The organism is Devosia sp. 1635, assembly GCF_013185955.1.
Taxonomy (GTDB): Bacteria; Pseudomonadota; Alphaproteobacteria; order Rhizobiales; family Devosiaceae; genus Devosia.
This window is the reverse complement of sequence record NZ_JABAOM010000002.1, coordinates 456,805-481,367: the sequence shown is the minus strand read 5'-3', so window position 1 is coordinate 481,367 and position 24,563 is coordinate 456,805. Positions and strand designations below refer to the sequence as shown.

The window sequence follows — 24,563 nt, the reverse complement described above, 5'->3', positions numbered from 1 at the left end:
GGCGCGTCCAGTTGATGCAGTTGCGGCCCTGTGGCCCCGGGCGCAGCGCGGCAGGTTCAGGCGACCTGCTGGTTGGTCGCGTGGCGGCGAGCGGTGACAGCATCGGCCAGATGGCTGAGTGCGGCGACCGTCGTGTCCCAATCTATGCAGCCATCAGTGATCGACTGGCCATAAACGAGGTCCTGGCCGGGCACGAGGTCCTGACGGCCGGAAACCAGGTTGGATTCGACCATGACGCCGATGATGCGGCGATCACCGCTGGCGACCTGCAGGCCGACATCGCGCAGCACTTCGGGCTGCTTTTCGGGCTTCTTGGACGAGTTGGCGTGACTGGCATCGATCATGATGGTCGCCGGCAGGCCGGACTTGCCGGCCTGGTCGGCGGCGAGTGCCACGCTGGCGGCGTCATAGTTCGGCGCTTTGCCGCCACGAAGGATGATGTGGCAGTCCGGATTGCCGGTGGTGGTGGCGACGGCGGAGCGGCCCGACTTGGTGACGGCCAGGAAGTGGTGGGGTTCGCGGGCGGAACTGACCGCGTCGAAGGCGATCTTGGTGTTGCCATCGGTGCCATTCTTGAACCCTACTGGGCAGGACAGGCCAGAGGCGAGTTCGCGATGGATCTGCGACTCGGTGGTGCGGGCGCCGATGGCCGCCCAGGACACAAGGTCAGCGATGTATTGCGGGGTGGTCATGTCGAGGAATTCGCACGCCGCCGGGAGCCCGAGATTGTTGATCTCGAGCAAAAGGTTGCGGGCGGTGCGCAGGCCGGTATCGATGTCGAAGGAGCCATCGAGATTGGGATCGTTGATGAGACCCTTCCAGCCCACGGTGGTGCGGGGCTTTTCGAAGTAGACGCGCATGATCAGCTGCAGGCGATCGCCGAGCTGGTCCCGCAGCGCCGCCAGCCTGCGCGCGTAGTCCATGGCGGCCAGAGGATCGTGGATGGAGCAGGGGCCAACGACAACGGCGAGGCGGTCATCGCTGCCCTTGAGGATGTTGCTGAATTGGTGGCGGGCGCTCAGCACGGTGCGGGTGGCGGCATCGGTACGGGGATGCTGGCGCATCACCTCGATGGGGGTCGCAATCTCGGCGATGGCAGTGATGCGCAGGTCGTCAGTTGATTTGAGCAATTGTTGGTCCTCGGTAGGGGAAGGCGGCCAACAAAAAAGCCGCCTGTTGGGGGCGGCTGGCTTCGGGTTTGACTGGATCGTGTCGGGATCAGTGCAAGCGCGCGGTAGCCTCCGCCGGGAGCGGATAGCTAAAATACCAAAACGAGAAGGTGGCGGCGCTGATCATGACCGAAAGCTTAGCGCGGGTTTCGGGAGGAGTCGAGGGCCTTGAGCTCAGTCTTATGGCTAAGGCTGCATCCCGGAGCTCTCACTCCACGCGGTTGAAATGGTCGTAGATCATCTGCGCCATTTGATCGGAGATTCCCGGCACTGCTGCCAAGTCCTGCAAGGAAGCCCGGCCCACCGCCTTGGCTGAACCGAAATGATTGAGCAGGGCCCGCTTGCGGGTGGGCCCGATACCCTCGATCTCGTCGAGGGGGTTCTTGACCACGTCCTTCTTGCGGCGGGCCCGGTGAGTACCGATGGCGAAGCGGTGGGCTTCGTCGCGCAGGCGCTGCACATAATACAGCACCGGATCGCGGTGAGGGAGCATGAAGGCATCCCGGCCTTCCATGAAGAATTTTTCGCGGCCGGCATCGCGCTCCTCGCCCTTGGCAATGCCGATAAAGGTCACGTCCTTGGGCAGGTTCAGCTTGGCGATGACCTCGCGCACCGCATTAAGCTGGCCGGCACCACCGTCAATGAATACGACATCGGGCCAATCGGGCATGCCGGTCGCTTCGTCCTCCGCGTCGTCGGGGCTTTCGGCGGCAAGCCGGCTGAAGCGGCGGGTGAGAACTTCGCGCATCATGCCGAAATCGTCGCCGGGGGTGATGTCGGTGGAGCGGATGTTGTAGGTACGGTAGTGCTTTTTGGAAAAGCCCTCTTCGCCCGCCACGATCATGGCGCCTACGGCATTGGTGCCCGAGATGTGGGAGTTGTCGTAGACCTCGATGCGGCGCGGCACTTCCTGGAGGCCAAAGATCTCGCCAACACCTTCAAGCAAGGTGCGGTTGGTGGCGCCCTCCGCCAGTTGGCGACCAAGTGCCTCGCGGGCATTGTTGAGGGCGTGATTGACGAGGTCGCGTTTTTCGCCGCGCTGTGGCGTCTGCACGCGGACCCGGTAGTCGGCGCGAGAGGACAGGGCCTCTTCCATGAGCTGGGGTTCGCTGAGCTCGTGGCTCAGCAGCACCAGCTTGGGCGGCGTCCGTGACTCGTAGAACTGGCTGACAAAGGCTTCGAGCACCTCGGCATCGGACATGCTGGCGTCGGCGCGGGGGCGGAATGCGTGATTGCCCCAGTTCTGGAAGGCGCGGAAAAAGAACACCTGAACGCAGAACTGGCCGCCCTCGTGGTGGATGGCAAAGACGTCGGCTTCCTCGACGCTCTTGGCGGTGGCATCGCCTTGCGACTGGATCAGCGCCAAAGCCGAGAGGCGATCGCGCAGCAATGCCGCCCGTTCGAAATCAAGCGCTTCGGCGGCCTCATTCATGTCCTTTTGCAGATGATCGCGGACGCTTTGCGAGCGGCCGCTGAGGAACTCCTTGGCCTCGTGCACGAGCTCGCCATAGTCGGCTAGGGAGATCTCGCGCGTGCATGGCCCCGAGCAGCGCTTGATCTGGTGCATGAGGCATGGGCGAGTCCGGGCGGCGTAAAAGCTGTCGGAGCAGTTGCGCAGCAGAAACGCCTTTTGCAGGCTTGCGATGGTGCGGTTGACGGCAGTCACCGAAGCAAAGGGGCCGAAATAGTGCCCCTGGCGCCGCCGGGTGCCGCGGTGCTTCATCAGCTCGGGCGCCTCGTGGTCGGTGGCAATGAGGATATAGGGGAAGCTCTTGTCGTCGCGCAGCAGCACGTTGAACCGGGGCTTGAGCCGCTTGATGAGGTTGGCCTCAAGCAGCAGGGCCTCGCTCTCGGTCTCGGTGCGCACGAACTCCATCGAGCAGGTTGCCGCCACCATGCGCTGGATGCGCACCGGCAGGGCCTCAGGTCGGGTATAGTTAGAGACTCGTGCCTTGAGGCTGCGCGCCTTGCCGACATAGATCACCTCGCCGCTCGAATCGAGCATGCGGTAAACGCCAGGCGCGGCCGGGAGGGTGCGCACAAAGGCACGGATCACTTCGGGGCCGCATGCCTGCGGGGCGCCGGTTGGGGTGTCGTCGGTCATCTTCGGGGCGTAGCAGCGTTTCGGGGCAGAAATTGGAGATGCTCGCCACCATCGAGCAACAGCATCTGGCCGGTCATGGACGGGTTGTTGAGCAAGGTGAGTACGGCATCGGCGATGCCTTGAGCGCCGGCATGCGCCTGCAGCGGCAGGTTCGCGATCTCTCGCGCGAACTCTTCCGCGCTCTGCCCGGCATGAGGCATGACGGGGCCAGGACCGACCGCATTGACGCGGATAGTTGGCGCGAAGGTCTGCGCCAGGGTGCGGGTTGCCGTCCACAGTACGGCCTTGGACAGGGTGTAGCTGAAATAGGCAGGTGAGGGGTGCAGCACCCGCTCGTCGACGATGTTGACGATGTTGCCGCGAGTGCCCTCGGGCAGTTGCGCGGCAAAGTCACGGGCCAGAAACACCGGCGCTTCGGCGTGCAGGGCGAAATGGGTGTCCCACAGGGCTTCGTCTACGTCACGCGCACTGTCGGGCTCGAACACCGAAGCATTGTTGACCAGCACCGTGAGCGGACCAAAGGCGGCAGTTGCGGCTGCAACAAGGTTGGCGCGTTCGGTGCGCACGGCCAGATCGGCCTTAACGGCAATGGCCGAGCCGGTGCGGTTGAGCTCGCGGCAGAGTTGCTCCGCCTTTTGTGCGCCCGAGCGATAGTGAACCACAACCTTGTGGTTTGCCTGCACCAGCACGCGGGCAATTGCAGCGCCGATGCGATCGCTGGCGCCGGTCACCAGGGCGACAGGAGGAGAGGGCGGCAAAACTGAGTGATTCTTCATAAGTGCTGGGCTAGGGGACGGGAAGGGACCATAGGCCGCTTCTGCCGCCTGCTTCAACCACACAAGAACATGGTGCGTAGGCAGGATTTTACAAGCCAGCGAGGAAAGCTGCGAGGCGAGTGTCCGGTGGCGCGCACTCACCGCTTGCGCTATGGCTCACGCCGGAAGGCGCCGGCCGGCGGTGCTCCCATCTTGCGCGAGCCGTCGTCATGTCCGCTGTCATAGCCCAGTCCAAGCCTGATCAAATCGGACGAGCCATGATGCTGACGCTCATCACCATCGCGGTGTTTGGCGTGCAGGATGCCATCTCCAAGGTGCTGGTACAAAACTACTCCCCGTTCCAAACCACGATGCTGCGGTTCTGGGGCTTTGCTGCCTTCTCGCTGGTGCTGGTGCTGCGGCAGGCGCCCCTGCGGCAGGCGCTGTCGTCCAAGGTGCCTCTTTGGCAGCTTCTGCGCGGCACGCTGCTGATCGTGGAGATCTGGTTTTTCGCCATGGCCTTGCGGTCAGTCCCTTTGGCCGAACTGCAGGCTATCTCGTTGGTTTACCCGCTGATGGTGACCTTGTTTGCCATTCCCATCCTGGGTGAAAAGGTCGGCGTTTTCCGCCTTGTTGCGGTTGGTGTGGGTTTTTCCGGGGCGATGATCATCGTGCGCCCGGGTGGCCTGCCCCTTGACTGGGGGATGCTGTATGCCCTGGCTTCAGCATCACTGTATTCGCTCTATATCGTGATTACGCGCAAGGTCAGCCGGCACGACAGCGCGGCGACCAGCATGGCCTATACCGGTTTTGTCGGACTAGTGTTGTCCAGCGGAGTTGGCGTGTTCTTCTGGCAGCCCATGGCTTGGCCAGACGTTGGGCTGGTGCTCGTCATCATGGCGACTACCTGTATCGGGCACGGGCTGATGGTCCAGGCGCTGACCCTGGCGCCCGCAAGCGTTGTGCAACCGTTCAACTACTTTTCGCTGCCCTGGGCCATTGTGCTTTCGGTGCTTGTGTTCGGGCACATGATTGACTTCATCTCGCTGCTGGGCGCCGCCATCATTGTTGCCGCGGGCTTGGTGGTGATGGCGCGTGAAAGCTGGCGCAAGCGGGTGGCCGTTGAACCCATTTTGCCGGGCAAGGACTGAAGGCAGAGGAGAAGGGGTGATGATCTGGCTGATCGAACTGGCGCTGGTGTTGTTGCTTGTTGGAGGCGGGCTGAAGCTCTTCGCTGGCGGCAAAGGCACGGACCGACGCGAAGCGCTGACGCTGCGGCGGGTGGATGCCTATATCGAGACCATCCGACGCGAGCGCAGCAACCCCACGCTGGCGGCAATGAGCGACAGTGAGCTGCGCGACCTCCTGCACTCCGGCGCCCGCAATCTGCGGGTGGCGGGCGAGCGCAAGGGCTGGACGCTGCTAGGTGTCGCGGGCGCTTCGCTGTTTTGTGCCATTGTTGCAGCCAACCAGGACGGACTGCGGGGCTTTGCCATCGCTCTCGGGGTGGGTGCGCTCGCCGTCTATGGTCTCAACGAGTTCCTGTCGCGACGCATGCGCGAGCCGCTGGAGCGGCATGGGATCGATGTGGAGCGCTTGCGAGTCGAGTAAAAGGAGCGCCGCCTAGGGGCGGCGCTCCAGCCGGGCTAGCTGCCGGCGCAGAAGTAACCATTGGGGCCGTTGAAGCAGAAGCTTGCGTCCGGCTCGGCTGGGTACACCCGATAGGGCCGATAGTCGTCATAGTGACGCGGCGGACGGGGCGGGTGCCAGCGGGGCGGCGGGGGAGGATTCCACCCGCGCGGGCGGTCCCAGCCACGATCATCCCAGCCAGGGCCCCGATCGCGGCCGCGTTCCAGGTAGCTGGCGGAAACCCACCCATCTGGACCGGGCTTGGTTACATAGCACCAGCTACCTCGGCAGTAATCGATATCCACCGGCTGACCGCGCTGCAGGCTGTCTACTGCGGCATAGCCGGTGCCAGGGCCCGAGCGCACATTCACATTGGCGCTGGCAAATGCGGGGGCTGCGGAAGCTGCTACCGTGGTTCCCAGCAGCGCCAAAGCAGCGAAACCGCTAGCCAAGAGCTTCTTGTTTAAGGCCATTTGCTCCACTCCTCTTGTCGTCCGGCATCACCTGCCGATGGCGGCAGAGAACACCATTGCCGATGAACCCAAGCTGAATACCGCAGTCATCTTGGTAGCTTAGAGGGTCAGCAGCTCAACGAAGCGCTTAAGTGTGTTGGCCAGCTTCTTGCGCTGCTTGGGCTTGAGCTCACCGATCAGCGCTTCCTCGAGCTGGGCCCAGTGGTCGGCGAGATTGTTGCGGATCCGGATCCCACGCTCGGTCAAGGCGACCCCAACTGCCAGCTCCGGCCCGACCGCCTGCTGGCCGACAAGCTCGCGCTCGATCAACCGGCGCAGGCGAGGAGCCAGGCTGGCTTCGTCCAACCCTAGTTCGCTGGCAAGATCGCTTTCGAGCGTCGCTGCCCGTCCGAGAATAAAGAGCACGGCGTCATCCCCCGGCTCCAATCCGCGTTCCAGCAACGGAGTCAGTAAGGCTTTATGCGCCAACTGACCCGCTTCGATGAGCCGGTACAGCGTGGAACTGGATGTGGGTTTGGCCATGAGTGGGAAAATAGTCCGAACTCCTTGGATACGTCGAACAAGCAAGCATCCTATCGTTAATCGTGCAACGGCCAAGACGGCTTGTTGTTCGCTTGTACCGGATAGTTTATGCCGACATCCGAGCCTGCTGTGTGCGTTCGGAGCCCATGACCCAAGATCTCGCCCGCATTCGTGCCTTCGTGCAGGTGTTCGACGCCGGCGGCTTCTCTTCGGCAGCGCGAGAGCATGGACGCTCCAAGGCACTGCTGTCCAAATATGTCACTGATCTTGAGGATTACCTCGGCGTCCGGCTGATGAACCGAACCACACGCAAGCTCAGCCTCACCGAAGCTGGCGAAGCTTATTACCGGGAAGCCAGCGCGCTGCTGCAACAGCTGGACGAGCTCGACGCAACCATCACCGACCAGACCGCCGAGCCCCGCGGCATGCTGCGCGTGTCGGCGCCGCGCAACTTCGGCGAAGATACGCTGGCTCCCGCGATCTTTTCCTATCTCCTCAAGTGCCCCAAGGTGACGCTCGATTTGCGGCTGGAGGACCGCTATGTCGACCTTGTTGACGAAGGCATCGACGTTGCACTGCGCATCTCAACTATGGCCGATAGCTCGCTGATCGCCCGCAAGATTGCTGACATGCATGTGGTGGTGGGCGCCGCTCCGGCGCTGCTCAAGAGCCACGGCACGCCACAACATCCTGAGGATCTGCGCAAGCTGCCCTGCATCGTTGACGTAAACCTGCAGGGGCAATCGAACTGGCGCTTCACCGAAGAGGGGCGGACCATATCGGTGCCAGTGACCGGGCCGCTGCGGGTCAACTCACCCTTGGCGGCGCGACGAGCGGCCACGATGGGCCTTGGTTTTGTTGTGCTGCCTTCTTATCTGGCCGACCCGGTCGTGGCCAAAGGGGAATTGACGCCCGTGCTGACTGAATTTCTGCCCACCGGGCAGACACTGCAAGCGGTCTATCCGCATCGCCGGCATTTGGCGGGCAAGGTGCGCGCCCTAATCGACCACTTGGTAGACTGGTTTGCGGTTCACCCTATTGCCTGATCTTATGAACGTGCCCACCATTCGCCGCACCGTCAAACGCCTTCTGGCCTCAGCCAGCCTGGTGCTGATCGGCGCAATACCGGCGGCCGCGCATCCCCATATTTTCATCGACGCCCAAGTCACCATTGTCTTTGATGGCAATGGCGCCGTGTCGGGTTTGCGCCACGACTGGACCTTTGATGCCGCTTTCTCCAGCTGGGTAGTTCAAGGCCTCGACACCGATGGTGATGGGGTTACCAGTCCGGAGGAGTTGCAGGAGCTTGCCGACGAGAACCTGGCTGGACTCGCGGAATTCGGGTTTTACACCTTTGCCGGCGCGCAGGATGCGCCCATGGCCTGGGAGGCCGCGGGCGACCAGCGCATGGTTTATGCGGACGGCAAAACGACCCTCAGCTATTCCGTCCTGGCGGAAACCCCAGAGGAGGTCCGGGACGGATTTGAATTGGGCATCTATGATCCAGAATATTACGTCGCGATCACCGTTCCCGGTGCCGGCAGTGTGCACCTAGAGAACGCTCCAGCCGGTTGTGCTGCCGCTGTCGAGCCGCCTCGGCCAATGGATCGGGCAGTCGAGGAGCGCCTCTACGCCCTCGGGCCCGATGTGCTCGAACTGCCACCGGATCTCGCCGCCGCGATGCGCGGCACGCAAGGGTTGATCCGGATCACCTGCCCAGCAGGTGGCGCGGGGGTTGAGCCTGCCAGCGCTGTCCAGGCGGCTGAAGCCATGGCGCAGGCCCGGCCGGCCACGCCATTTGGAGGCCCACCCGCAGAGCCGAGCTTGTCGCTGCCGCGGTCCGGCTTTTTCGGCTGGCTGCAGGAGCAGCAAAGGAACTTCTACCAGGCCATGACGGCCTCGCTTGCTGCTGTGCGCAGCGACTGGACGGCATTCTGGCTGCTGGGTGGTCTCAGTTTCCTTTATGGAGTGTTTCATGCAGCCGGGCCGGGGCATGGCAAGGTGGTGATTTCATCCTATATGCTGGCCAACGAGACCCAGCTGCGCCGCGGCATCCGCTTGAGCGTGGTTTCGGCAATGCTGCAATCGGTTGTGGCCGTTGCATTGGTGCTCGTGGCTGCCGGTGCGCTGGGGATGACGAGCCTCGCCATGGGCAATGCCGCCAACTGGATCGGCGTCGGCTCCTATGCGCTGATTGCCCTGCTGGGCTTGTGGTTGGTGTTGCGCAAGCTGCTGGGCTGGGGGCACGATCACGATCACGATCACGATCACGATCACGATCATCATCATCACGATCATGATCATGCGCACGGGCACGGGCATGCACACGCGCATAGCAATGTTGCTCATGGGCACGCGCATATTGTAGCGCCGCAGGCAACGAGCGGCGGCTGGCGTGAACAGCTTGCCGTGGTGCTGGCGGTTGGGTTGCGGCCCTGTTCGGGGGCGCTGGTGGTGATGGTGTTTGCCCTGTCGCAAGGCGTGCTGGCGGCCGGCATAGCGGCTGTATTCCTGATGGGGCTGGGTACGGCGATCACGGTTGCGGCATTGGCCAGCGTCGCGGTAGGCGCAAAAGGCCTCGCCAGACGCCTCGGGGGTGCTGAGAATCCCGTTACTGTGAGTATTGTGTGGTGGGCCGAGCTGCTCGGCGCCTTTGCGGTGCTGGGATTTGGGGTGGTTTTGTTGCTGGCGAGCCTTTAGCGCGACCCATCGCCGCCTTGCGCGCGCGGCAGGAAGAACTATGGTGCGCCAGCCTAGAATCCTTCCAAACTGGCTGACATGTCCGATCACCTGCCGCCCAACCATCCGCCTGTGCCAGAGCAAAAGATCGGCGTCTTGCTGCTCAATCTCGGCACGCCCGACGCGACCGATTACTGGAGCGTACGGCGCTATCTCAAGGAATTCTTGAGCGATCCGCGGGTGATCGAGACGCCGAAATGGTTGTGGTGGCCGATCCTCAACCTCGTGATCCTTTCATTCCGGCCGCAGAAAAGCGGGCATGCCTATGCCCAGATCTGGGACCAGCGCACCAATGAAAGCCCGCTGCGGGTGATCACGCGCAACCAGACCGAGGCGCTGGCCGACCGGATGTCGGGCGAGGGCGTGGTGGTGGATTATGCCATGCGCTATGGCAATCCTTCCACCAAGAGCGTGCTCGAAAAGCTGCAGGCGCAGGGCTGCACCAAGATCTTGCTGGTGCCGCTGTATCCGCAATATTCGGCGACCACCACGGCGACCGCCAATGACAAGGCGTTCGATGCGCTGGGCGAGATGCGCTGGCAGCCGGCCGTGCGCACGGCTCCGGCCTATTTCGAAGACGCTAAGTATATTGAAACATTGGGAAATTCGATCCGCGACGGCGTCGCCGCCTTGCCCTTCGAGCCGGACCTGGTGATCACCTCCTACCATGGCATGCCGGTGGAGTATCTGGAGCGCGGCGACCCCTATCACTGCCAGTGCTACAAGACGACGCGGCTGGTGCGCGAATATCTGGGCTGGCCCAAAGAAAAGCTGATGGTCACCTTCCAAAGCCGCTTCGGGCCGACCAAGTGGCTCGAGCCCTATACGGATGTGACTTTAGCGGCGCTGCCGGGCAAGGGGATTAAAAAAATCGCCATCCTCGCGCCGGCGTTTTCCGCGGACTGCATCGAAACGCTGGAAGAAATCAGCATGCAGGGGCGCGAAACCTTCATGGAGGCGGGGGGCGAGGAATTTGCCTATATCCCGTGCCTCAACGACTCGCCGGGTGGCATGGACATGATCGAGGCCATGGTGCGGCGGGAATTGTCGGGCTGGTTGTAAGCCAGCCCGAACGGCCCTGGGGCCTAAAGATCCACCTTGGCGTTGTCGCCAAAGCTGGGTTTGGCGCCGGTGACGGCGGCGGTGAGCATTTTGGCGGTGGCGACCAGCTGGTTGGGGCTGTCCCAGAGCTCGGCGCCGTCGGGGCGCACGGTCAGCAGGCGGATATCGGGATCGTTTTCGTCGTCCCACCAGGCCTTGTCCATGTCGCTCCAGAGGTCCTTGATCTTGGCACGGTCATTGCTGAGCAAGGCAAGGCCATTCATCGCCACATATTTGTGGCCGGAGTTATCGGCAAAGGCGCAGGACACCTGCGGATATTGCTCGATCTCGATATTCTTGTGCCCATTGGCATCCACGAGGAAATACACGGCATGCTCGTCGCGGAACACGCGCGCCGACAGGGGCCGCGAGCGCTGTTCGGTGCCGTTCCAGGTGGTGAACATGCAAAAATCGATCTTTTTCATCAGCTCCCAGATGCGATCTTCAACTTCGTCCGGGGTTTTGTCGGTGTGCTGCTGGTCGTTGGCCATATTTGGCTCCCTTGTTGCGTTGCCAACCGAACGGGGCGGAGGGGGCTTGGGTTGCAGGCAAGCGGGGACGCCGCCCGGCCGGACGCCGCGCGGGATTTTGGGAGCGGGGCAGGCACGGCACGGTGCGGCTTTCGCCTCATCGGGGTGGTCAAAAGAGTGAGGCCAAAACCGCACTGCACGCGTGGATTTTTGGACCGTAGCGCCTCGAGCGGCTTCCCCGGAGGGAGGGGTTTGCCGGCCCGCCGCTCCCGATCTTTTGGGGGCAAACGGGCCAGGAACCGGCCGGTAGTCGGCACAACCACGGCTGTCCGGGCGACCCCGAACAGTCCACACCTCCCGCCCGGCGCTTCGTCGGCGCCGCGTGTTTTCGGCGGGAATGGAGACACTATCGCATGGCCTGGCAGGGGCGGGGATAAGTGAACGACCGGGGTCCCGAACTGAACGGGTTCTGAACGCGTTGTGAACGCGTTTCCCCGCGCCCTGAACGACCCTCCAAAGGCCAAAAAAATCAGGGGTCGAGCCGCCAGCGCGGCGCGTCCTCGCCCTCGCCCCGGCAATAAAGAGCCGCAAAGCCCCCGAGCGCTGTTTCCGCTTCCGCCAGCTTTTCGAGCAGCGCCGCCCGGGTGTGCGGTGCGCCGGGCTGCAGCAGGGGCAGGGCGCGGCCAAAGCCGTCGCGCGAGGTGGTTCGACGGGTTTCCCGGATCAGCTCGGCCGCGAGGGCTTTTTCGACTGGAGAGGCGGGCTGGTCGGGTTCACCCAGGGTTTTGAGCCGCGCGACGAAGTTCTGCAGGCGCGGGCGCACGGCCTCGTAGCGGGCCAGATTGGCAAAGGGGATGGTTTTGTCGGGAATGGGCATGGGCGGCTCCGGAGTGATGGAGCCACGAGTGTGAGCGAAGGGGTAGTAGGCGGGGATAAGCTCCCCGCCGAGCTGTGGGCCAATATGTCTTCCTGGGCGGAGTTAACAAAGAACATTGTTAAAGCGAGGTTATACTTGCTCGGGTGAGTTATACGTAATAACTTGTGCTTAGTTTTGGAGGTGACGAATGCATTCACCGACTGAGAAACTAAGTCAGCATTACTACCCGCGAAGTTTGATGTCCCATAAAGAACTTCTTGAGCAGCTCATGCAAGGGGTAGGGGTGAGTGACGCAAGTAGTGTTGCATCAAGCATAATAGAACGATTTGGCTCGCTCCCGCTCGCGCTGTCCGCTTCTGCCTTGCGCCTAAGTGAGGTGAACGGCGTAACTGGTGACCTCGCTTCCTTGCTCAAGACCGTCAAGAAAGTGGCTGCGGGAATGGCTCGCAATCGTATTGAACTCAATAGTCCTCGGCTGAGTTCGATCAGCGAGCTTTTAGATTATCTACAAAGAACGATGACAGTGGGGGATACGAGGGGAACGAGAGTTCTGTTCTCCGACAGGAGGCAGAGGTTGATCGCTGATGAAATCCTGCACGCAGAAGTCGCTACTCGTTCATCGTTCTCCCCTGTACAACTTATAAGGCGTGCACTCGAGCTTTCGGCGAGTAGCATGATCCTGATTCAGATAACTAATTCAGAAGTAGACTACCCATCAGAAGCAGAAATTCGGCTGACTAAGAAGTTGGTAGCCATTGCGGGGCTGCTCAACATCTTTGTCATTGAGAGAATGATTATCGGTAGTTCGGAACATCTCTCGTTTCGGAAAATGGGGATTCTTAGTTCGGAACCGTCGTCTTCTAGTCCAATATCATTCTAGAACTCTTAGCTTGAAGGGTCGTAGTCCAGGTTTAGTGTCCTGCGGCAAGTCATACGCGCGGGTTGTGAGATTGTTGTTTTAGCCGTTTTGGAGGCAAGATGCCGCGATCAGCTAGGGCCAGTTATTGTTCATTCTGGAGCGGGGCTCAGCAAGAGAGACTGCTTTTGGAAATACTGATGCATGTTGTGCCAGATGTGAACGCTTCGGCCCTGGTGTCCCGACTAATGTCCAGGTTTGGTTCCCTCCCGGCCACCCTTTCAGCTTCTGCAAACAGACTCACGGAAGTGGATGGTGTCACCGATGACGTTCTAGCCTTACTGAGAGCAGTCAGGGACATCGCTCTTTGCACGGCACAGGGTAGGATCAACTTCGACAAGCGCCTTGTACCGAACCAAAGCCAGCTTCTTCGCGATTACCTGCACGTAACCATGGCTTTTGAGGAGGTTGAACATTTTCGAGTGTTCTTTATCGACCCCTGGGGCAAGCTTATCGCCGATGAACTATTGCACAAGGGGACCGTGGACCATGCGCCAGTGTACCCTCGCGAGGTGGTTAGGCGTGCTCTAGACCTTTCCGCCCGCAGCATGATTCTAGTCCATAACCACCCGTCCGGCGATCCTTCTCCCTCGTCGGCGGATGTCACGCGTACCCAGGAGCTTGTTGCTGCGGCAGCTGCCTTCGACATTAGGGTGGATGACCACATCATTGTTGGAAAAGCTGGTGAGATGTCACTCGGCCAACTTGGTCTACTTGATCCATAACCAATAGATTTCTTCTGTGAGTTAGTTTCCAACCAACCGCTCAAACACCTCATATGGCACCGGCTCCGTGTACCTGAACTGCACCGTGTCCTTGTGGGCGCGGAAGGGGGCGAGGGCGGGTTCCAGCTCCGGGGGGAGGGGCGGGATCGGGTAGAGGCCGATATGGTGCTTCCAGGCGCCCAGATAGAGATAGCGCTCGTTCCACCGAAACAGCGGCATGCCGTATTTGATCGACTCCGCCACTTCAGGCGCGGCGCGGTGGATGATCGCGCGCAGGCGCTCGAGGATGGCGCGCGCCTCGGGCGGCTGGGCGGCGAGATAGAGATCGACGCTGGCGGGGGCGGGTTGGGGCATAAACCTGGCTCCGGGTTCGGCAGCATAGGACGCGCGGGGGTGTTGGGGGCCGACAGTTTTGGGTGGGTTTTTGGGGGAGGGATCGGGGCCAGCGAGGGCCCCGACCCTTCGCCATTCGAGGGTCTGGGGCTCTCGTTGTTGGCAGGAGCGGATGAGTTGGGGCTTCCCTCCCCCTTGAGGGGAGGGATTGAGGGAGGGGGTCGTGGAGGAGGGCACGGTGGTGCCGGGGACTGTGATCTCTTGGCAGTGGGGCTGCTCTAAGTTCGGTGAAGGCGCCGACGGACCCCCACCCCTTGGCCATTCGAGCGTAGCTCTCATGGCCTTCTCACCTCGGATCGCTCCACTGGAGCGATCCGCCGCTTTGGCGGACGGCTCGAAGCCCCTCAAGGGGGAGGGAGGGCAGGAGTCGATGGGATTGGGGGCTCTCGTTGAGGGCAGGAGCGGCTGGGTTTGGGCTTCCCTCCCCCTTGAGGGGAGGGATTGAGGGAGGGGGTCGTGGAGGAGGGCTCTGTGGTGCCGGGAGCTGTGGGCTCTTTGGCGGTGGCTGCTCGGAGTTTGGTGAAGGAGCCGACGGACCCCCACCCCGGCCCTCCCCTCAAGGGGGAGGGAGGCCAGGAGCCGAGGGGCTGGAGCTAGACCGCGCGGTAGGTGACTAAGAGACCTCGCCCGAAAGGGTATCCAGTTCCATTTCCTTGAGGCGCTTGATCTCGTCCCTGAGCCTTGCGGCCTTTTCGAATTCGAGGTTGGTGGCGGCTTCGCGCATGGCGCGTTCGAGGTCTTTGAGGACGGCGGCGAGGTTTTCGCCCACGGCGAGCTGTTCCTTGCCGTCGCGGCCCTTGCCGATCGAGACGGTGACGTGGTCGCGCTCGTAGACGCTGTCGACGATGTCGTGGATGTTGGAGCGCACCGATTGCGGCGTGATGCCGTGTTCCTCGTTATAGGCGATCTGCTTTTCGCGGCGGCGATTGGTTTCGGCGAGCGCGCGTTCCATGGAGCCGGTGATGTTGTCGGCGTAAAGGATCACCCGCCCGTCGACATTGCGCGCGGCGCGGCCGATGGTCTGGATCAGCGAGGTTTCGGAGCGCAGAAAGCCTTCCTTGTCCGCATCGAGAATGGTGACAAGGCCGCATTCGGGAATGTCGAGGCCTTCGCGCAGGAGGTTGATGCCGACAAGGACGTCGAAGGCGCCGAGGCGCAGGTCGCGGATGATCTCGATGCGCTCGATGGTGTCGATGTCCGAGTGCATGTAGCGCACGCGGATGCCCTGTTCGTGCATGTATTCGGTGAGGTCCTCGGCCATTTTCTTGGTGAGGACGGTGCAGAGCGTGCGGTAGCCGGTTTTGCTGACCTGGCGAATTTCGTCGATGACGTCATCGACCTGGGTTTTGGCCGGGCGGATTTCGACGGGCGGATCGATGAGGCCGGTGGGGCGGATCACCTGTTCGGCAAAAACGCCCCCGGTCTGGTCCATTTCCCAGGAGCCGGGCGTGGCCGAAACATAGACCGATTGCGGGCGCATGGCGTTCCACTCCTCGAAGCGGAGCGGGCGGTTGTCCATGCAGGAGGGTAGGCGGAAGCCATATTCGGCCAGCGTCGCCTTGCGCCGGAGGTCTCCGCGATACATGGCGCCGAGCTGGCCGATGGTGACGTGGGATTCGTCGACAAAAACGAGGGCGTTGTCGGGGAGATATTCGAAGAGGGTCGGGGGCGGCTCGCCGGGCTTGCGGCCCGAGAAGTAGCGCGAATAGTTCTCGATGCCGGCGCAAGAGCCGGTGGCTTCCATCATCTCGAGATCAAAGAGCGTGCGCTGCTCGAGGCGCTGGGCTTCGAGGAACCGGCCGGCGCCGTTGAGCTCCTGCAGGCGCGCATTGAGCTCGGCGCGGATCAGCTTGATCGCCTGGTTCATGGTGGTGCGCGGCGTCACGTGGTGGCTGTTGGCGAAGACGCGGATGAAGGTGAGGTCGGCCGACTTCTTGCCGGTGAGGGGATCGAATTCGGTGATGGATTCGATCTCGTTGCCAAAGAGGGTAATGCGCCAGGCAGCGGCTTCATAGTGGGCGGGGAAGAGTTCGACCGTGTCGCCGCGCACCCGGAAGGTGCCGCGCACAAAGCCGGTGTCGCCGCGCTTGTATTGCAGGGCGACGAGCTTGGCGAGCAGCTCGCGCTGGTCGATCTTTTCGCCCTTTTGCACATCGATGGTCATGGCGGTGTAGTCTTCCACCGAGCCGATGCCGTAGATGCACGAGACCGAGGAGATGATGATGACGTCGTCGCGCTCGAGGATCGCCCGGGTCGCCGAGTGGCGCATGCGGTCGATCTGCTCGTTGATGGTGGATTCCTTTTCGATATAGGTGTCCGTGCGCGGCACATAGGCCTCGGGCTGGTAGTAGTCGTAATAGGACACGAAATATTCGACGGCGTTGTCGGGGAAGAACGACTTGAACTCGCCATAGAGCTGGGCGGCGAGGGTCTTGTTGGGCGCGAGGATCAGCGCCGGGCGATTGGTGCGCGCGATCACCTGGGCGGCGGTGAAGGTCTTGCCCGAACCGGTGACGCCGAGGAGGACCTGGTCGGTTTCGCCGTTCTCGATGCCTTCCACCAGTTCGGCAATGGCGGTGGGCTGGTCGCCGGCGGGCTGGTAGTCGGTGACCATGCGGAAGGGGCGGCGGGGCGCGCGTTTTTCGAGGCGGTTCTGCGCCTTGTGGGGCATCCAGGGGGAGGAGCCTTCCACTTCCTTGCGGCCATGCAGGATGATCTGTTCGAGCGCCTTGACGGTGGCGGTGACGCCCACGGTCTGAGCGTTGGAGACGTCCTCGTTCTTTTTCGCCTTGGCCTTCTTGGTGGCGGCGGTCAGGGCCGCGCGGATTTCGGCGGTGGCGTCGGGATCGGCGTCCTTCGAGACGGCGCTTTGCGCCTCCTCAGGATGAGGGGCGCCGGTGAGCTTGCGGGCGCTCAGCGCCTTGGCGGAGGGGACGTGGCCAAAGCCGGCCTGGGGGGCTTCGCCCATGCCGGAGAAATCGGGGCGGACGACGGAATTGATCTTGGTCTTGCCCGTCTTGGGCGACATGCCGGTGACGGTGTCGTGCGAGGACTTGGTGGTGCGCCGCTTTTCGAGCGCGGTTTTTGGTTTGGCCGCTTCCCTGGCGGCGTCCTCAGCGGCAGCGGCGGCGGCCTGATCGGCGCGATCAAGCGCGCGCTTGTTGCGCATGCGCTCGGCGTAGAGGGGTTTGCTGGCGGCGAGGTCCTCGGCCTTTTCGATCTCGCCCAGGAAGTCGTCGATGGAAAATTCGGCTTTGCCGGGACGTGCGGACTTGTCGGCCATAAGACACCAATGCTCGGGAAGGCACCTGATGTGGGAAACGGTGCCGCAAATTGCAACGTTCCCCGTCTTAGCAGGTCGCGAACGGAGACGGAACGGGGGTGCTGACAGCAGGTGGCAGGAGCACGCAGTGTTGATGCCGGTTGCCCCGATGAACAAAGGGCAGGGCTGGCCGTTGTGGCGGCGACAACGGAGTTCGAGCAGATGAGCCAAAACCAGCCCGAGGCGAATAGCCCGACCAAAAAGGCCGCCGAGGGATTAAACCCCGCGCTGACGCGCAATATCGATGCCATCATGGAGCGGCGGCGCGAAAGCGCGCGCTCGGCCTCGCTCGAGGAACGGGCCGCGGCGGCGATCAGCAAATTCGCCGGCTCGATGATGTTTGTTTATATCCATATCGTGTTTTTTGGGCTCTGGATCGGCATTAATGTGGGATGGTTGCCGATCATCCCGCCCTGGGACCCATCGTTGGTGGTGCTGGCGATGGAAGCGTCGGTCGAGGCGATTTTCCTCAGCACCTTCGTGCTGATCAATCAGAACCGGATGGCGGCGGAGGACAATATCCGGGCCGATCTCGACCTGCAGGTGAGTCTGCTCAACGAGCATGAAACCACCCGGCTGATCGAGCTGGTGAGTGCGATTGCCCGCAAGCTCGATATCCATACGGAGGCCGATGACGAGCTCAGCGAGCTCGAGCGGGATGTGTCGCCCGAAGCGGTGATGGATCGGATCGCGGATGCGGAGGAGAAGGCGGAGGTGTGAGGTTTTTGGGGTTTTGTCAGCTCGTGCAGGACGTCGGCTGGTGCTTCCCTCCCCCTTGAGGGGAGGGATTGAGGGAGGGGGTCGTCAGGTGGGGCACGGTTGGGCCGGTGCGCCGCGACTTCTAGTGGAGGGTCGGAGATCGGTGATGGAATCGAGGGCCCCCCACCCCGGCCCTCCCCTCAAGGGGGAGGGAGGGCAGAGCCCGATGCATCGGCCTTGGAGCCAGCGCGGCTCGCGCGGTTAGTAGACTTCGATCGAGGAGAGGGCCTTGTTGAGGTATTGGTCGAGGCGGGGCTGGCTGTGGGTGATGCGTTCGCAATAGCTCTGGAAGAAGCGGTCGCGGCAGGCGGCGACGGCGACTTTGCCTTCGATGCGCACGGAGGAATAACGGTTGTCGGCGCCAATCAGCAGCAGGTCTTCGATCTTGGTGCCGGGGTCGAGGCAGAGCGCGCCGCCGGTATAATTCTCGCCCTCGTAAAAGCAGACCTGCTTGGGCGCGGGGCGCTCAAAGGTCCATTCGTTCCACTCGATGCCGCGGGGGTCCTTGCCGAAATCGACGGCGTGGATCGAGGTCCAACCGCGACCGCCAGGACCATCGATCATGCACCACACCTTCTGGCAGCGCAGCACCTTGATGCGCTGTTCGGCCGGGATCTGCCCCAGAATGGGATATTCGCGGCCGGGACCCTGGTGGAGGGTTGCGGGCTTGGTGGTCCAGGCAAGGCTGCCCGATTCGGAGGCGGCGAGCGTGGGCAGAGCGCCCGTGACCAGCGAGACGCCAGCAATGGCGAGGAAAACGAGAGTGCGAAGAAGATAAGGCATGACGCTGTTCCACAACAAGGCTGGGCGGGGGGACACTAGCGCGGCACTGGGCCAAGGCCAAGGTTTATCGGAATCCTGGATGTGAAAAAGGGCGCCATCGTTGGATGGCGCCCGGGAATGGCTGCCGCCTGGGATCAGCGCACGCGGATCGAGGCGATATAGTCGTCGTAGTCACCGAGCGAAGAAGCGCTGGTGGTATAGGTGCGGCAATTGCGGAAGTTCACCTCAGCGCAAACCTGAACCCGCAGGCCATCGGGATTGTCGATCGAAGAGATGCGGTCGGCAAAGCCGCCCAAATTGCGCACGCTTTCGCCTTCCTCAAGGCACTGGCTTTCGCCGCGGAAGCGGGTGCGATCATAGAAGCAGACCTCGGCGATCTCTTCCTCATACACGGGCGGGGCAGGTGGGCGGGGACGGCCAGGAGGATTGCGGCCTTCATTGCCAACGCCGATATTGATCTGTGGGCCACCGGGGCCGGTGGAGAAGCCGAAGGACAGGCCGGGCTGGCCGGAATTGACGGGACGACCCCCTGCGCTCAGATACTGAGCCGAAACCCAACCATCCGGGCCGGGCTTGGCGATATAGCACCAGGAGCCTTCACACTGCTGCACATCCACATTGGTGCCGGCGCGCACGGTGTCCACTACCCCATAATTGCCGCCAGGGCCCGAACGCACATTGATGTTGCTCGTCACGGTACCGGGAGCTGCCTGGGCAGCTGCGGGCAGGAACACGATCACGGCGGTGGCTGCGACGGCAATACCCGTAGCCGCGGTTTTCAGCAGCTTGCGGTTGTAGCGGTTCATCCTTGAACTCCTGTTATATTCTTGGCCGACAACCGTATTTGGCCGATCGGCAGTGACGCTGTTGTTGTTGTTGATCAAACGATGATGGAAACAAACGGTTCCGGGCCGGCACGAAGACTCTGATGCTCTTTAGACCTTAGTAAACGTCCAGAGAGGAGATGCGGCGGTCGAGTTCGCGCGGCAGCCGGGCAGTGTCGCGCCGCAGCGTGGCGCAAGCGCCTGAAAGCTCTTCGTCCCGGCACACATCCACCCGGGCGCCGCCATAGATTTCGACCGAGCGGAAGCTGTCGTCCCAGAGGCCCGGCAGGTAGTCATAGGTTTCGCCTTCGGTGACGCAGAACTGCTCACCGCGGAAATCGGGGCGGGTATAAAAGCAGGCGCCGGCTTCCTCATCATCGTAGACCGGGGGTGCCGGTGGCGCTGGCGGGGGGGGCGGGAAGGGACGGCCAGGACCGCCGAAGTTGAATTCCAGATCAAAGCCGGGTTCGCCAAAGCCATTGCCACGGGGCGCGACCTGCGCCTGGGCCTGCCGACCAATAACGACGAAGTCGCTCGAGACCCAGCCGGCAACATGCCCGGCCGAGATCTGGCACCAGCCGGCGCTGCACTGGCCAACATCTACGGTGTTGTTGGCAAAGAGAGAACCAACCACGGGATGCTGCGTGCTGGGGCCAGAGCGAACATTGACATTGGTTGAAACGCTGGCCGGGGCGGCGGCAGCTGCAATAGTGCCGGCCAGCACGGCGGCGAAGGTGGTGATCAATCCGAGGCGAACAGACTTCATCGAGGGCTCCCCTTGCTTGCCGGCGCTTGGGGCCGGCGTGGTCCATAAGACCCGATGGCAACTGAATGCTGGCTGAACGATCCGGTTCGAAAAAAGTCAGGTAATGGTGCGCTTGCGGCCGTCTTCGCCCATGGCGACGTAAACAAAGTGGCCCTGGGTGACCTTGACGCGATCATCGCGCCGCTCGCGCCGGGCCCAGGCTTCGATGGCGATGGTGACCGAAGTGGTGCCGACGCGGTCAACGGCGGTGTAGACGCACAGGATATCCCCGACCTTGACCGGGGCGATAAAGGTCATGGCTTCGACTGCAACGGTGACGACGCGGCCGCCGACGCGTTCTACAGCGGCGATGGCGCCGGCGATATCCATCTGGCTCATCACCCAGCCGCCAAAGATATCGCCGGCGGGATTGGCATCGGCCGGCATGGCGAGGGTGCGGATGGTGAGGGCGCCCGAGGGCTCGGTGGCGGGGGTGGTTTGGACAGGGATCATGAGGAGGGTCCTTTCACGGGCCAGCGGCCAACGGCTTCTTCCCAGTGCATGCGGCAGAGGGAGAGATAAACGGACTTTTCGATGGCGACCTGGTCGCCGGCGGTGAGGACCCGGCCGGAGGGGTCTTGACGCACCACCATGGTGGCCTTGCGGCCGCAGGAGCAGATGGTGCGGATCTCGCGCAGGATATCGGCGATCGCCAGCAGTTCGGCCGAGCCGGGAAAGAGCTTGCCCTGGAAATCGGTGCGCAGGCCAAAGCACATCACCGGAATGCGCAGGCGATCGGCGACGCGGGCGAGTTGCCAGACCTGTTCGGGGGAGAGGAACTGGGCTTCATCGACAAAGACGCAATCGACCTTGGCGATCTCGGTGGCGTCGTGGATGGCGAGATAGAGATCGTCGGCGTCGGTATAAAGCGCGGCAGCTTCGGAGATGCCGATGCGCGAACTGATCCGCCCGACGCCATCACTGGCGTAAAGCCCGGAGGTGAACAGCAGCGCGTTCATGCCGCGCTCGCGATAGTTATAGGCCGCCTGAAGCAGGAGCGTGGATTTGCCCGCATTCATTGCGGAATAGGAGAAATAAAGCTTGGCCATGGGCTGGTTGTGCCGGAGCGGGCCCGGGGGTGCGAGGGGAAACACCGGGTGGTCCACAACAAACTGCTGGCGGTCGGGAGGGGTTGCGCGGCGCCGTTATGCTCGGTTGTTGGGCTAGGTGGTGACGGCTTGCGTGCGGGCGCGGCGGCGCAGGAGGATGGGCGGCAACACCTCGCCGAGGAGAATAGCAAGGAAGATCACGAGCGCTCCGACATAGCCGATGGGCAGGAGGCGCTCGCCAAGCAGCAGCGCAGCGCCGAGGGCGGCGAACAGGGCTTCGGAGGACAGCACCAGCGCGGCATTGGTGGCGGGGACATATTGCTGGGCGACGGCCTGGAGGGTGAAGCCGATGGCGGTGGAGCCAATGCCGGCGTAGGCGACGGCGAGCCACTGCTCGCTGATCTGGGCGAGGGTGGGGGCTTCAAAGACGAAGGCGAGCAGGATCGCGCCAAGACCGGCAAGGATAAAGGTGCCGCAGGTGATGGCGAGGGGCAGGCCGGTGCGGCTGGCGATGGCGCCGAGCATGAGCACATGGATGGCCCAGAACACGGCGCAAAGCACGATCAGCGCGTCGCCGATATTGAGCCGGTCAAGGCGGGCGCCGTTGAGCAGGTAGATGCCGACCAAGGCGAGGGCGACGCCGATCAGCACCAGAGGATGGGGCTGAGTGCGAAAGACGAGGAAGGCGATCAGCGGCACGAACAGCACGTAAAGGCCGGTGAGAAAGCCGCCATTGGTGACGGTGGTGCTGGCCAGGCCCACCTGTTGCAGCCAGCTGCCGATGAAAAAGACGAGGGTCATGGCGGCGACAAAGAGCCAGTCGCGGCGCGAAAGAGTTGCGGATTTGGTGCGGCGCTCGCGCAGGGCGAGCGGCAGGAGGAGGGCGCCGCCGATGATGAAACGCACGCCGGTGAAGCTGAGCGGGCCCATGGAGAGCATGGCGTGCTTTTGAGCGATGAAGCCAAAGCCCCAAAGAGCAGTGGCGAGCAGAAGGCAGAGGGTGGCGGTGGCGCGGGTCATGGTGGTTCCGGTCAGCTGCCAGCTATAGCTAGAGCAAGGCCGGTCGAAATTAAACCCCGGCCAATCGGGGCCGGGGCAAATGCGGCGCCGCGCCTCCCCGAGGAGAAAGGCGCGGCACCGCGGGTGTGGTTAGCCCCGGATAGCGGGAGCCGGGCTGGGCGGCGGGGCGGGAGGCTGGCTGGGCGGTGCGGCGGGTGCGGCGCCCGGCTGATCGGTTGGGGGCGGTGCGGCGGGCTGATCGACGGGCGGCTGGGCTGGTTGATCAGGGGGCGGCTGCGAGTCCGACTGGTCCGGCTGATTGTTGCCTTGCCCACCCCAATTGCCGCCGCCGCGCTGGCCGCGTTGGGGCGGCGTCAGCAGCGCCTGCTGCTCGGGGGTGAGGCTTTCGTAAAATGCAGTGACCGAAGGAACAACGCTGGTGAGCGCCTCGAGCTGGGCATTGTCGAGCACGATCCGGCGCTGCAGCAGGTCGGGGATGGTGAGGGGAGCCGTGGGGGTGGAGCGCTCGGCGCGAACCTGCGCAGTGTCGTCAACATATTTGCGGACGGCGTCCATGACCGCGGTGCGCATCTGCTCAAACAGCGGGCGCTGTTCGGCGGTGAGATTGAGCCGGTGGCTAATCCGCACAAGCGCCAGTTCGATGGCTTCGGCGCCCCTTTGGAAGTTGAACAGGCCGGTCATGCTGTTGCCCAACTGGCGGCCGTTCTGGCGCATGCCGGGGCCGTCGTTGCGGTCGGAAGGGCCGTCCATGCCGCCACCCATGCCGCCGCCGCGGCGACCGCCATGCTGACCGTCCCAGCCGCTGTTGCGCTGGCCGTGCCAGCCGCCGCGGCTGTAGCCGTCGCCCCGCTGCCAGTTGCAGTTGTCATCGCCGCCGGACTGATAGCCCATAGGAGGCTTCCCAGGCTGGGCCAAGGCGGGGCCGGTGGCCGCAAGGCCCGTGGTCGCGGTGAGAAGGACCGCGAGAGCCGCGGCGGAAATCTTGTTCATCGGATTGCTCCCTGGTGTCTGGCCGGAGGTTTCGGCTGGCCAGATGATAGAGCAAGTGCCGTGGGCAGAACCTTGCGGGAAGGTGAAAGCTTGGCAAGGTTGGTAAGGTGGGCGGAGCCGGGGCAACAAAAAGCCGGCCCCTAGGGCCGGCAATTTGGCAGCAAATCTGAGGTGGTTCAGCGCCGGGGCGGCGCGGGAGGCAGGCGGCTGGGCTTGATCCGGGCCGGCGCTTCGGCGGGCAGGTTGCCCCGCAGGGCAACGCGGGTAACTTCAACCAGAATGGCGAGAACCAGGAGCGTCAGCGGCACCATGAAGACGGCGATCTGGGTGTCGGGTTCCTGGGCGAGAGTGGCGGCAGTGGCAGGGGTGATGCCGGCAAGGACCGCAGCTGCGCCTCCCAGAACCAGAAACATGCCAGAGGCGAAAGCGTAGAGCCTGAAGCGTTTGCGCGGGGCAGGTGTAGATTCACGCATGGGGGTCGCATCTTCCTTGAAGCTATCGAGCAGCGCAGAAGTGTCACCCCAATGCGGTTCGATTGTGGCGGGCAGCGTCACGAAGCGCTGCCGACGGAACGCCGAAAAGCCGGCTTGGCGGGACTGCAAGGCTGCGAGCTTAGGCGGCAGTGGGAGCTTCGTAGCGGGCGCGGGCGTGCAACACGGTTTCGTGATGCTCGGCCGCCCACAGGCCCAAGGCCCCGATCGGACCGAGCAAGGACTGACCCAATCGGGTCAGACTGTAGTCAACCCGCGGGGGCACGGTGGGGGTCACGACCCGCTCGACGATGCCGTTCTTTTCGAGTTCGCGCAGCACCGAGGTGAGCGACTTCTGGGTGATGTCGCCGATCTCGCGCTTGAGTTCGGAAAAGCGCTTAGGGCGCTCCTGCAGCAGGGCCACGACGAGCACCGCCCATTTGCTGCCAATGATGGTGAGGATGTCGCGGGTGGCGGCGCAGTGGGGATGGCTGTGACTGAGGTAGGACGGTCTCATGGAAGTGACCTCGGTATCTTGCAGGTGCCGTCTTGTGTCGGCTGCTCACTCTCATATACGACAGGTTGGTATCCCAAGGAAACCTGGGTTTCCAAAAGATACATCCAATTGACCACAACAGCGGTCGGAGCCGGAACGCCAGCGTGGCGGG

26 protein-coding genes are annotated in these 24,563 nt (G+C 63.0%); 8 read left to right on the top strand and 18 right to left on the bottom strand.

The genetic code is table 11. The annotated features are described in order from the left end of the window. Positions 1-56 precede the first annotated feature (56 nt). The 3 genes from HRU92_RS09195 to HRU92_RS09185 form a co-directional block, all read right to left on the bottom strand. On the bottom strand, positions 57-1,130 hold the full coding sequence (locus HRU92_RS09195) for a 3-deoxy-7-phosphoheptulonate synthase (RefSeq protein WP_172123800.1): 1,074 nt from the start codon (positions 1,128-1,130) through the stop codon (positions 57-59). Positions 1,131-1,377: 247 nt separating this feature from the next. After that, a complete protein-coding gene (gene uvrC, locus HRU92_RS09190) occupies positions 1,378-3,273 on the bottom strand; it encodes an excinuclease ABC subunit UvrC (RefSeq protein WP_172123798.1) in 1,896 nt (631 codons plus the stop codon). Further along, positions 3,270-4,049, bottom strand: coding sequence for an SDR family oxidoreductase (locus HRU92_RS09185; protein WP_172123796.1), 780 nt, complete (start codon positions 4,047-4,049; stop codon positions 3,270-3,272). The genes uvrC and HRU92_RS09185 overlap by 4 nt, the downstream gene beginning before the upstream one ends. Before the next feature lie 209 nt (positions 4,050-4,258). On the opposite strand from HRU92_RS09185, the gene HRU92_RS09180 reads away from it, so the two are divergent. Together HRU92_RS09180 and HRU92_RS09175 are read left to right on the top strand one after the other, a co-directional pair. Further along, the gene (locus HRU92_RS09180) at positions 4,259-5,179 is read left to right on the top strand and encodes a DMT family transporter (RefSeq protein WP_172123794.1); all 921 of its coding nucleotides are present in this window, start codon (positions 4,259-4,261) and stop codon (positions 5,177-5,179) included. A 19-nt stretch (positions 5,180-5,198) separates the two neighbouring features. Further along, positions 5,199-5,639: a hypothetical protein gene (locus tag HRU92_RS09175; protein ID WP_172123792.1), complete on the top strand. Its 441-nt coding sequence runs from the start codon at positions 5,199-5,201 to the stop codon at positions 5,637-5,639. A 35-nt stretch (positions 5,640-5,674) separates the two neighbouring features. Here the strand turns inward: HRU92_RS09175 and HRU92_RS09170 are convergent, their stop codons facing one another. Continuing rightward, positions 5,675-6,130 carry an SH3 domain-containing protein gene (locus HRU92_RS09170; RefSeq protein WP_172123790.1) on the bottom strand — a complete coding sequence of 152 codons (456 nt, stop codon included), beginning with the start codon at positions 6,128-6,130 and terminating at the stop codon, positions 5,675-5,677. Positions 6,131-6,229: 99 nt separating this feature from the next. Next, entirely contained in the window at positions 6,230-6,652 is a 423-nt protein-coding gene (locus tag HRU92_RS09165) for a MarR family winged helix-turn-helix transcriptional regulator (protein WP_173088064.1), read from the bottom strand. A 146-nt stretch (positions 6,653-6,798) separates the two neighbouring features. Between HRU92_RS09165 and HRU92_RS09160 the strand changes: the two genes are divergently transcribed. The 3 genes from HRU92_RS09160 (at position 6,799) to hemH (ending at position 10,453) form a co-directional block, all read left to right on the top strand. Continuing rightward, the gene (locus tag HRU92_RS09160) at positions 6,799-7,698 is read left to right on the top strand and encodes a LysR family transcriptional regulator (RefSeq protein WP_173088062.1); all 900 of its coding nucleotides are present in this window, start codon (positions 6,799-6,801) and stop codon (positions 7,696-7,698) included. Continuing rightward, positions 7,691-9,352, top strand: coding sequence for a DUF1007 family protein (locus HRU92_RS09155; protein ID WP_210259505.1), 1,662 nt, complete (start codon positions 7,691-7,693; stop codon positions 9,350-9,352). The genes HRU92_RS09160 and HRU92_RS09155 overlap by 8 nt, the downstream gene beginning before the upstream one ends. 78 nt (positions 9,353-9,430) lie before the next feature. Next, the gene (gene hemH, locus HRU92_RS09150; protein WP_172123784.1) at positions 9,431-10,453 is read left to right on the top strand and encodes a ferrochelatase; all 1,023 of its coding nucleotides are present in this window, start codon (positions 9,431-9,433) and stop codon (positions 10,451-10,453) included. Positions 10,454-10,476: 23 nt separating this feature from the next. On the opposite strand, the gene HRU92_RS09145 is transcribed toward hemH, so the two are convergent. Next, positions 10,477-10,983, bottom strand: a complete 507-nt coding sequence (locus HRU92_RS09145) for a pyridoxamine 5'-phosphate oxidase family protein (protein WP_173088059.1) — start codon at positions 10,981-10,983, stop codon at positions 10,477-10,479. Positions 10,984-11,491: 508 nt separating this feature from the next. Then, positions 11,492-11,839 (bottom strand): hypothetical protein, encoded by a 348-nt coding sequence (locus tag HRU92_RS09140; protein ID WP_173088057.1) that lies wholly within the window; start codon positions 11,837-11,839, stop codon positions 11,492-11,494. A 187-nt stretch (positions 11,840-12,026) separates the two neighbouring features. Here HRU92_RS09140 and HRU92_RS09135 point away from each other — a divergent pair, with 187 nt between their 5' ends. Together HRU92_RS09135 and radC are read left to right on the top strand one after the other, a co-directional pair. Next, the gene (locus tag HRU92_RS09135; RefSeq protein WP_172123778.1) at positions 12,027-12,719 is read left to right on the top strand and encodes a JAB domain-containing protein; all 693 of its coding nucleotides are present in this window, start codon (positions 12,027-12,029) and stop codon (positions 12,717-12,719) included. Between the two features lie 164 nt (positions 12,720-12,883). Further along, positions 12,884-13,480: a DNA repair protein RadC gene (gene radC, locus HRU92_RS09130; protein WP_172123776.1), complete on the top strand. Its 597-nt coding sequence runs from the start codon at positions 12,884-12,886 to the stop codon at positions 13,478-13,480. Between the two features lie 21 nt (positions 13,481-13,501). Here radC and HRU92_RS09125 read toward each other — a convergent pair whose 3' ends face one another. Continuing rightward, positions 13,502-13,834, bottom strand: a complete 333-nt coding sequence (locus tag HRU92_RS09125) for a DUF1801 domain-containing protein (RefSeq protein ID WP_172123774.1) — start codon at positions 13,832-13,834, stop codon at positions 13,502-13,504. Between the two features lie 652 nt (positions 13,835-14,486). Then, positions 14,487-16,901 (bottom strand): excinuclease ABC subunit UvrB, encoded by a 2,415-nt coding sequence (gene uvrB / locus HRU92_RS09120; RefSeq protein WP_173088234.1) that lies wholly within the window; start codon positions 16,899-16,901, stop codon positions 14,487-14,489. Between the two features lie 456 nt (positions 16,902-17,357). Here uvrB and HRU92_RS09115 point away from each other — a divergent pair, with 456 nt between their 5' ends. Next, on the top strand, positions 17,358-17,915 hold the full coding sequence (locus HRU92_RS09115) for a DUF1003 domain-containing protein (RefSeq protein ID WP_173088055.1): 558 nt from the start codon (positions 17,358-17,360) through the stop codon (positions 17,913-17,915). A 240-nt stretch (positions 17,916-18,155) separates the two neighbouring features. Here the strand turns inward: HRU92_RS09115 and HRU92_RS09110 are convergent, their stop codons facing one another. The 9 genes from HRU92_RS09110 to HRU92_RS09070 form a co-directional block, all read right to left on the bottom strand. Beyond that, on the bottom strand, positions 18,156-18,737 hold the full coding sequence (locus tag HRU92_RS09110; RefSeq protein WP_172123770.1) for an SH3 domain-containing protein: 582 nt from the start codon (positions 18,735-18,737) through the stop codon (positions 18,156-18,158). Between the two features lie 134 nt (positions 18,738-18,871). Next, complete coding sequence (locus tag HRU92_RS09105; RefSeq protein ID WP_172123768.1) at positions 18,872-19,543, bottom strand: SH3 domain-containing protein; 672 nt, start codon at positions 19,541-19,543, stop codon at positions 18,872-18,874. A gap of 136 nt (positions 19,544-19,679) precedes the next feature. Beyond that, positions 19,680-20,327, bottom strand: a complete 648-nt coding sequence (locus HRU92_RS09100) for an SH3 domain-containing protein (RefSeq protein ID WP_127753695.1) — start codon at positions 20,325-20,327, stop codon at positions 19,680-19,682. Positions 20,328-20,423: 96 nt separating this feature from the next. Continuing rightward, the gene (locus HRU92_RS09095; RefSeq protein WP_172123766.1) at positions 20,424-20,819 is read right to left on the bottom strand and encodes an acyl-CoA thioesterase; all 396 of its coding nucleotides are present in this window, start codon (positions 20,817-20,819) and stop codon (positions 20,424-20,426) included. Next, positions 20,816-21,415, bottom strand: coding sequence for a thymidine kinase (locus HRU92_RS09090; protein ID WP_127753693.1), 600 nt, complete (start codon positions 21,413-21,415; stop codon positions 20,816-20,818). The genes HRU92_RS09095 and HRU92_RS09090 overlap by 4 nt, the downstream gene beginning before the upstream one ends. Positions 21,416-21,529: 114 nt before the next feature. Then, complete coding sequence (locus HRU92_RS09085; protein WP_172123764.1) at positions 21,530-22,435, bottom strand: DMT family transporter; 906 nt, start codon at positions 22,433-22,435, stop codon at positions 21,530-21,532. Between the two features lie 129 nt (positions 22,436-22,564). After that, the gene (locus tag HRU92_RS09080) at positions 22,565-23,425 is read right to left on the bottom strand and encodes a Spy/CpxP family protein refolding chaperone (RefSeq protein ID WP_172123762.1); all 861 of its coding nucleotides are present in this window, start codon (positions 23,423-23,425) and stop codon (positions 22,565-22,567) included. 176 nt (positions 23,426-23,601) lie between these two features. Beyond that, a complete protein-coding gene (locus tag HRU92_RS09075; RefSeq protein ID WP_172123760.1) occupies positions 23,602-24,027 on the bottom strand; it encodes a hypothetical protein in 426 nt (141 codons plus the stop codon). Positions 24,028-24,037: 10 nt separating this feature from the next. Then, the gene (locus tag HRU92_RS09070) at positions 24,038-24,412 is read right to left on the bottom strand and encodes a helix-turn-helix domain-containing protein (protein ID WP_127753689.1); all 375 of its coding nucleotides are present in this window, start codon (positions 24,410-24,412) and stop codon (positions 24,038-24,040) included. Positions 24,413-24,563: the final 151 nt, after the last annotated feature.

Bases quoted from the DNA above. Each gene is read 5' to 3' on its own strand.
- HRU92_RS09080 (WP_172123762.1), bottom strand. From the start codon at position 23,425: ATGAACAAGATTTCCGCCGCGGCTCTCGCGGTCCTTCTCACCGCGACC.
- HRU92_RS09170 (WP_172123790.1), bottom strand. From the start codon at position 6,130: ATGGCCTTAAACAAGAAGCTCTTGGCTAGCGGTTTCGCTGCTTTGGCG.
- HRU92_RS09160 (WP_173088062.1), top strand. From the start codon at position 6,799: ATGACCCAAGATCTCGCCCGCATTCGTGCCTTCGTGCAGGTGTTCGAC.
- HRU92_RS09095 (WP_172123766.1), bottom strand. From the start codon at position 20,819: ATGATCCCTGTCCAAACCACCCCCGCCACCGAGCCCTCGGGCGCCCTC.
- HRU92_RS09165 (WP_173088064.1), bottom strand. From the start codon at position 6,652: ATGGCCAAACCCACATCCAGTTCCACGCTGTACCGGCTCATCGAAGCG.
- HRU92_RS09105 (WP_172123768.1), bottom strand. From the start codon at position 19,543: ATGAACCGCTACAACCGCAAGCTGCTGAAAACCGCGGCTACGGGTATT.
- HRU92_RS09175 (WP_172123792.1), top strand. From the start codon at position 5,199: ATGATCTGGCTGATCGAACTGGCGCTGGTGTTGTTGCTTGTTGGAGGC.
- HRU92_RS09180 (WP_172123794.1), top strand. From the start codon at position 4,259: ATGTCCGCTGTCATAGCCCAGTCCAAGCCTGATCAAATCGGACGAGCC.
- HRU92_RS09185 (WP_172123796.1), bottom strand. From the start codon at position 4,049: ATGAAGAATCACTCAGTTTTGCCGCCCTCTCCTCCTGTCGCCCTGGTG.
- HRU92_RS09135 (WP_172123778.1), top strand. From the start codon at position 12,027: ATGCATTCACCGACTGAGAAACTAAGTCAGCATTACTACCCGCGAAGT.
- HRU92_RS09115 (WP_173088055.1), top strand. From the start codon at position 17,358: ATGAGCCAAAACCAGCCCGAGGCGAATAGCCCGACCAAAAAGGCCGCC.
- HRU92_RS09085 (WP_172123764.1), bottom strand. From the start codon at position 22,435: ATGACCCGCGCCACCGCCACCCTCTGCCTTCTGCTCGCCACTGCTCTT.
- hemH (WP_172123784.1), top strand. From the start codon at position 9,431: ATGTCCGATCACCTGCCGCCCAACCATCCGCCTGTGCCAGAGCAAAAG.
- HRU92_RS09145 (WP_173088059.1), bottom strand. From the start codon at position 10,983: ATGGCCAACGACCAGCAGCACACCGACAAAACCCCGGACGAAGTTGAA.
- HRU92_RS09140 (WP_173088057.1), bottom strand. From the start codon at position 11,839: ATGCCCATTCCCGACAAAACCATCCCCTTTGCCAATCTGGCCCGCTAC.
- uvrC (WP_172123798.1), bottom strand. From the start codon at position 3,273: ATGACCGACGACACCCCAACCGGCGCCCCGCAGGCATGCGGCCCCGAA.
- uvrB (WP_173088234.1), bottom strand. From the start codon at position 16,901: ATGTCGCCCAAGACGGGCAAGACCAAGATCAATTCCGTCGTCCGCCCC.
- HRU92_RS09070 (WP_127753689.1), bottom strand. From the start codon at position 24,412: ATGAGACCGTCCTACCTCAGTCACAGCCATCCCCACTGCGCCGCCACC.
- HRU92_RS09125 (WP_172123774.1), bottom strand. From the start codon at position 13,834: ATGCCCCAACCCGCCCCCGCCAGCGTCGATCTCTATCTCGCCGCCCAG.
- HRU92_RS09100 (WP_127753695.1), bottom strand. From the start codon at position 20,327: ATGAAGTCTGTTCGCCTCGGATTGATCACCACCTTCGCCGCCGTGCTG.
- HRU92_RS09090 (WP_127753693.1), bottom strand. From the start codon at position 21,415: ATGGCCAAGCTTTATTTCTCCTATTCCGCAATGAATGCGGGCAAATCC.
- HRU92_RS09110 (WP_172123770.1), bottom strand. From the start codon at position 18,737: ATGCCTTATCTTCTTCGCACTCTCGTTTTCCTCGCCATTGCTGGCGTC.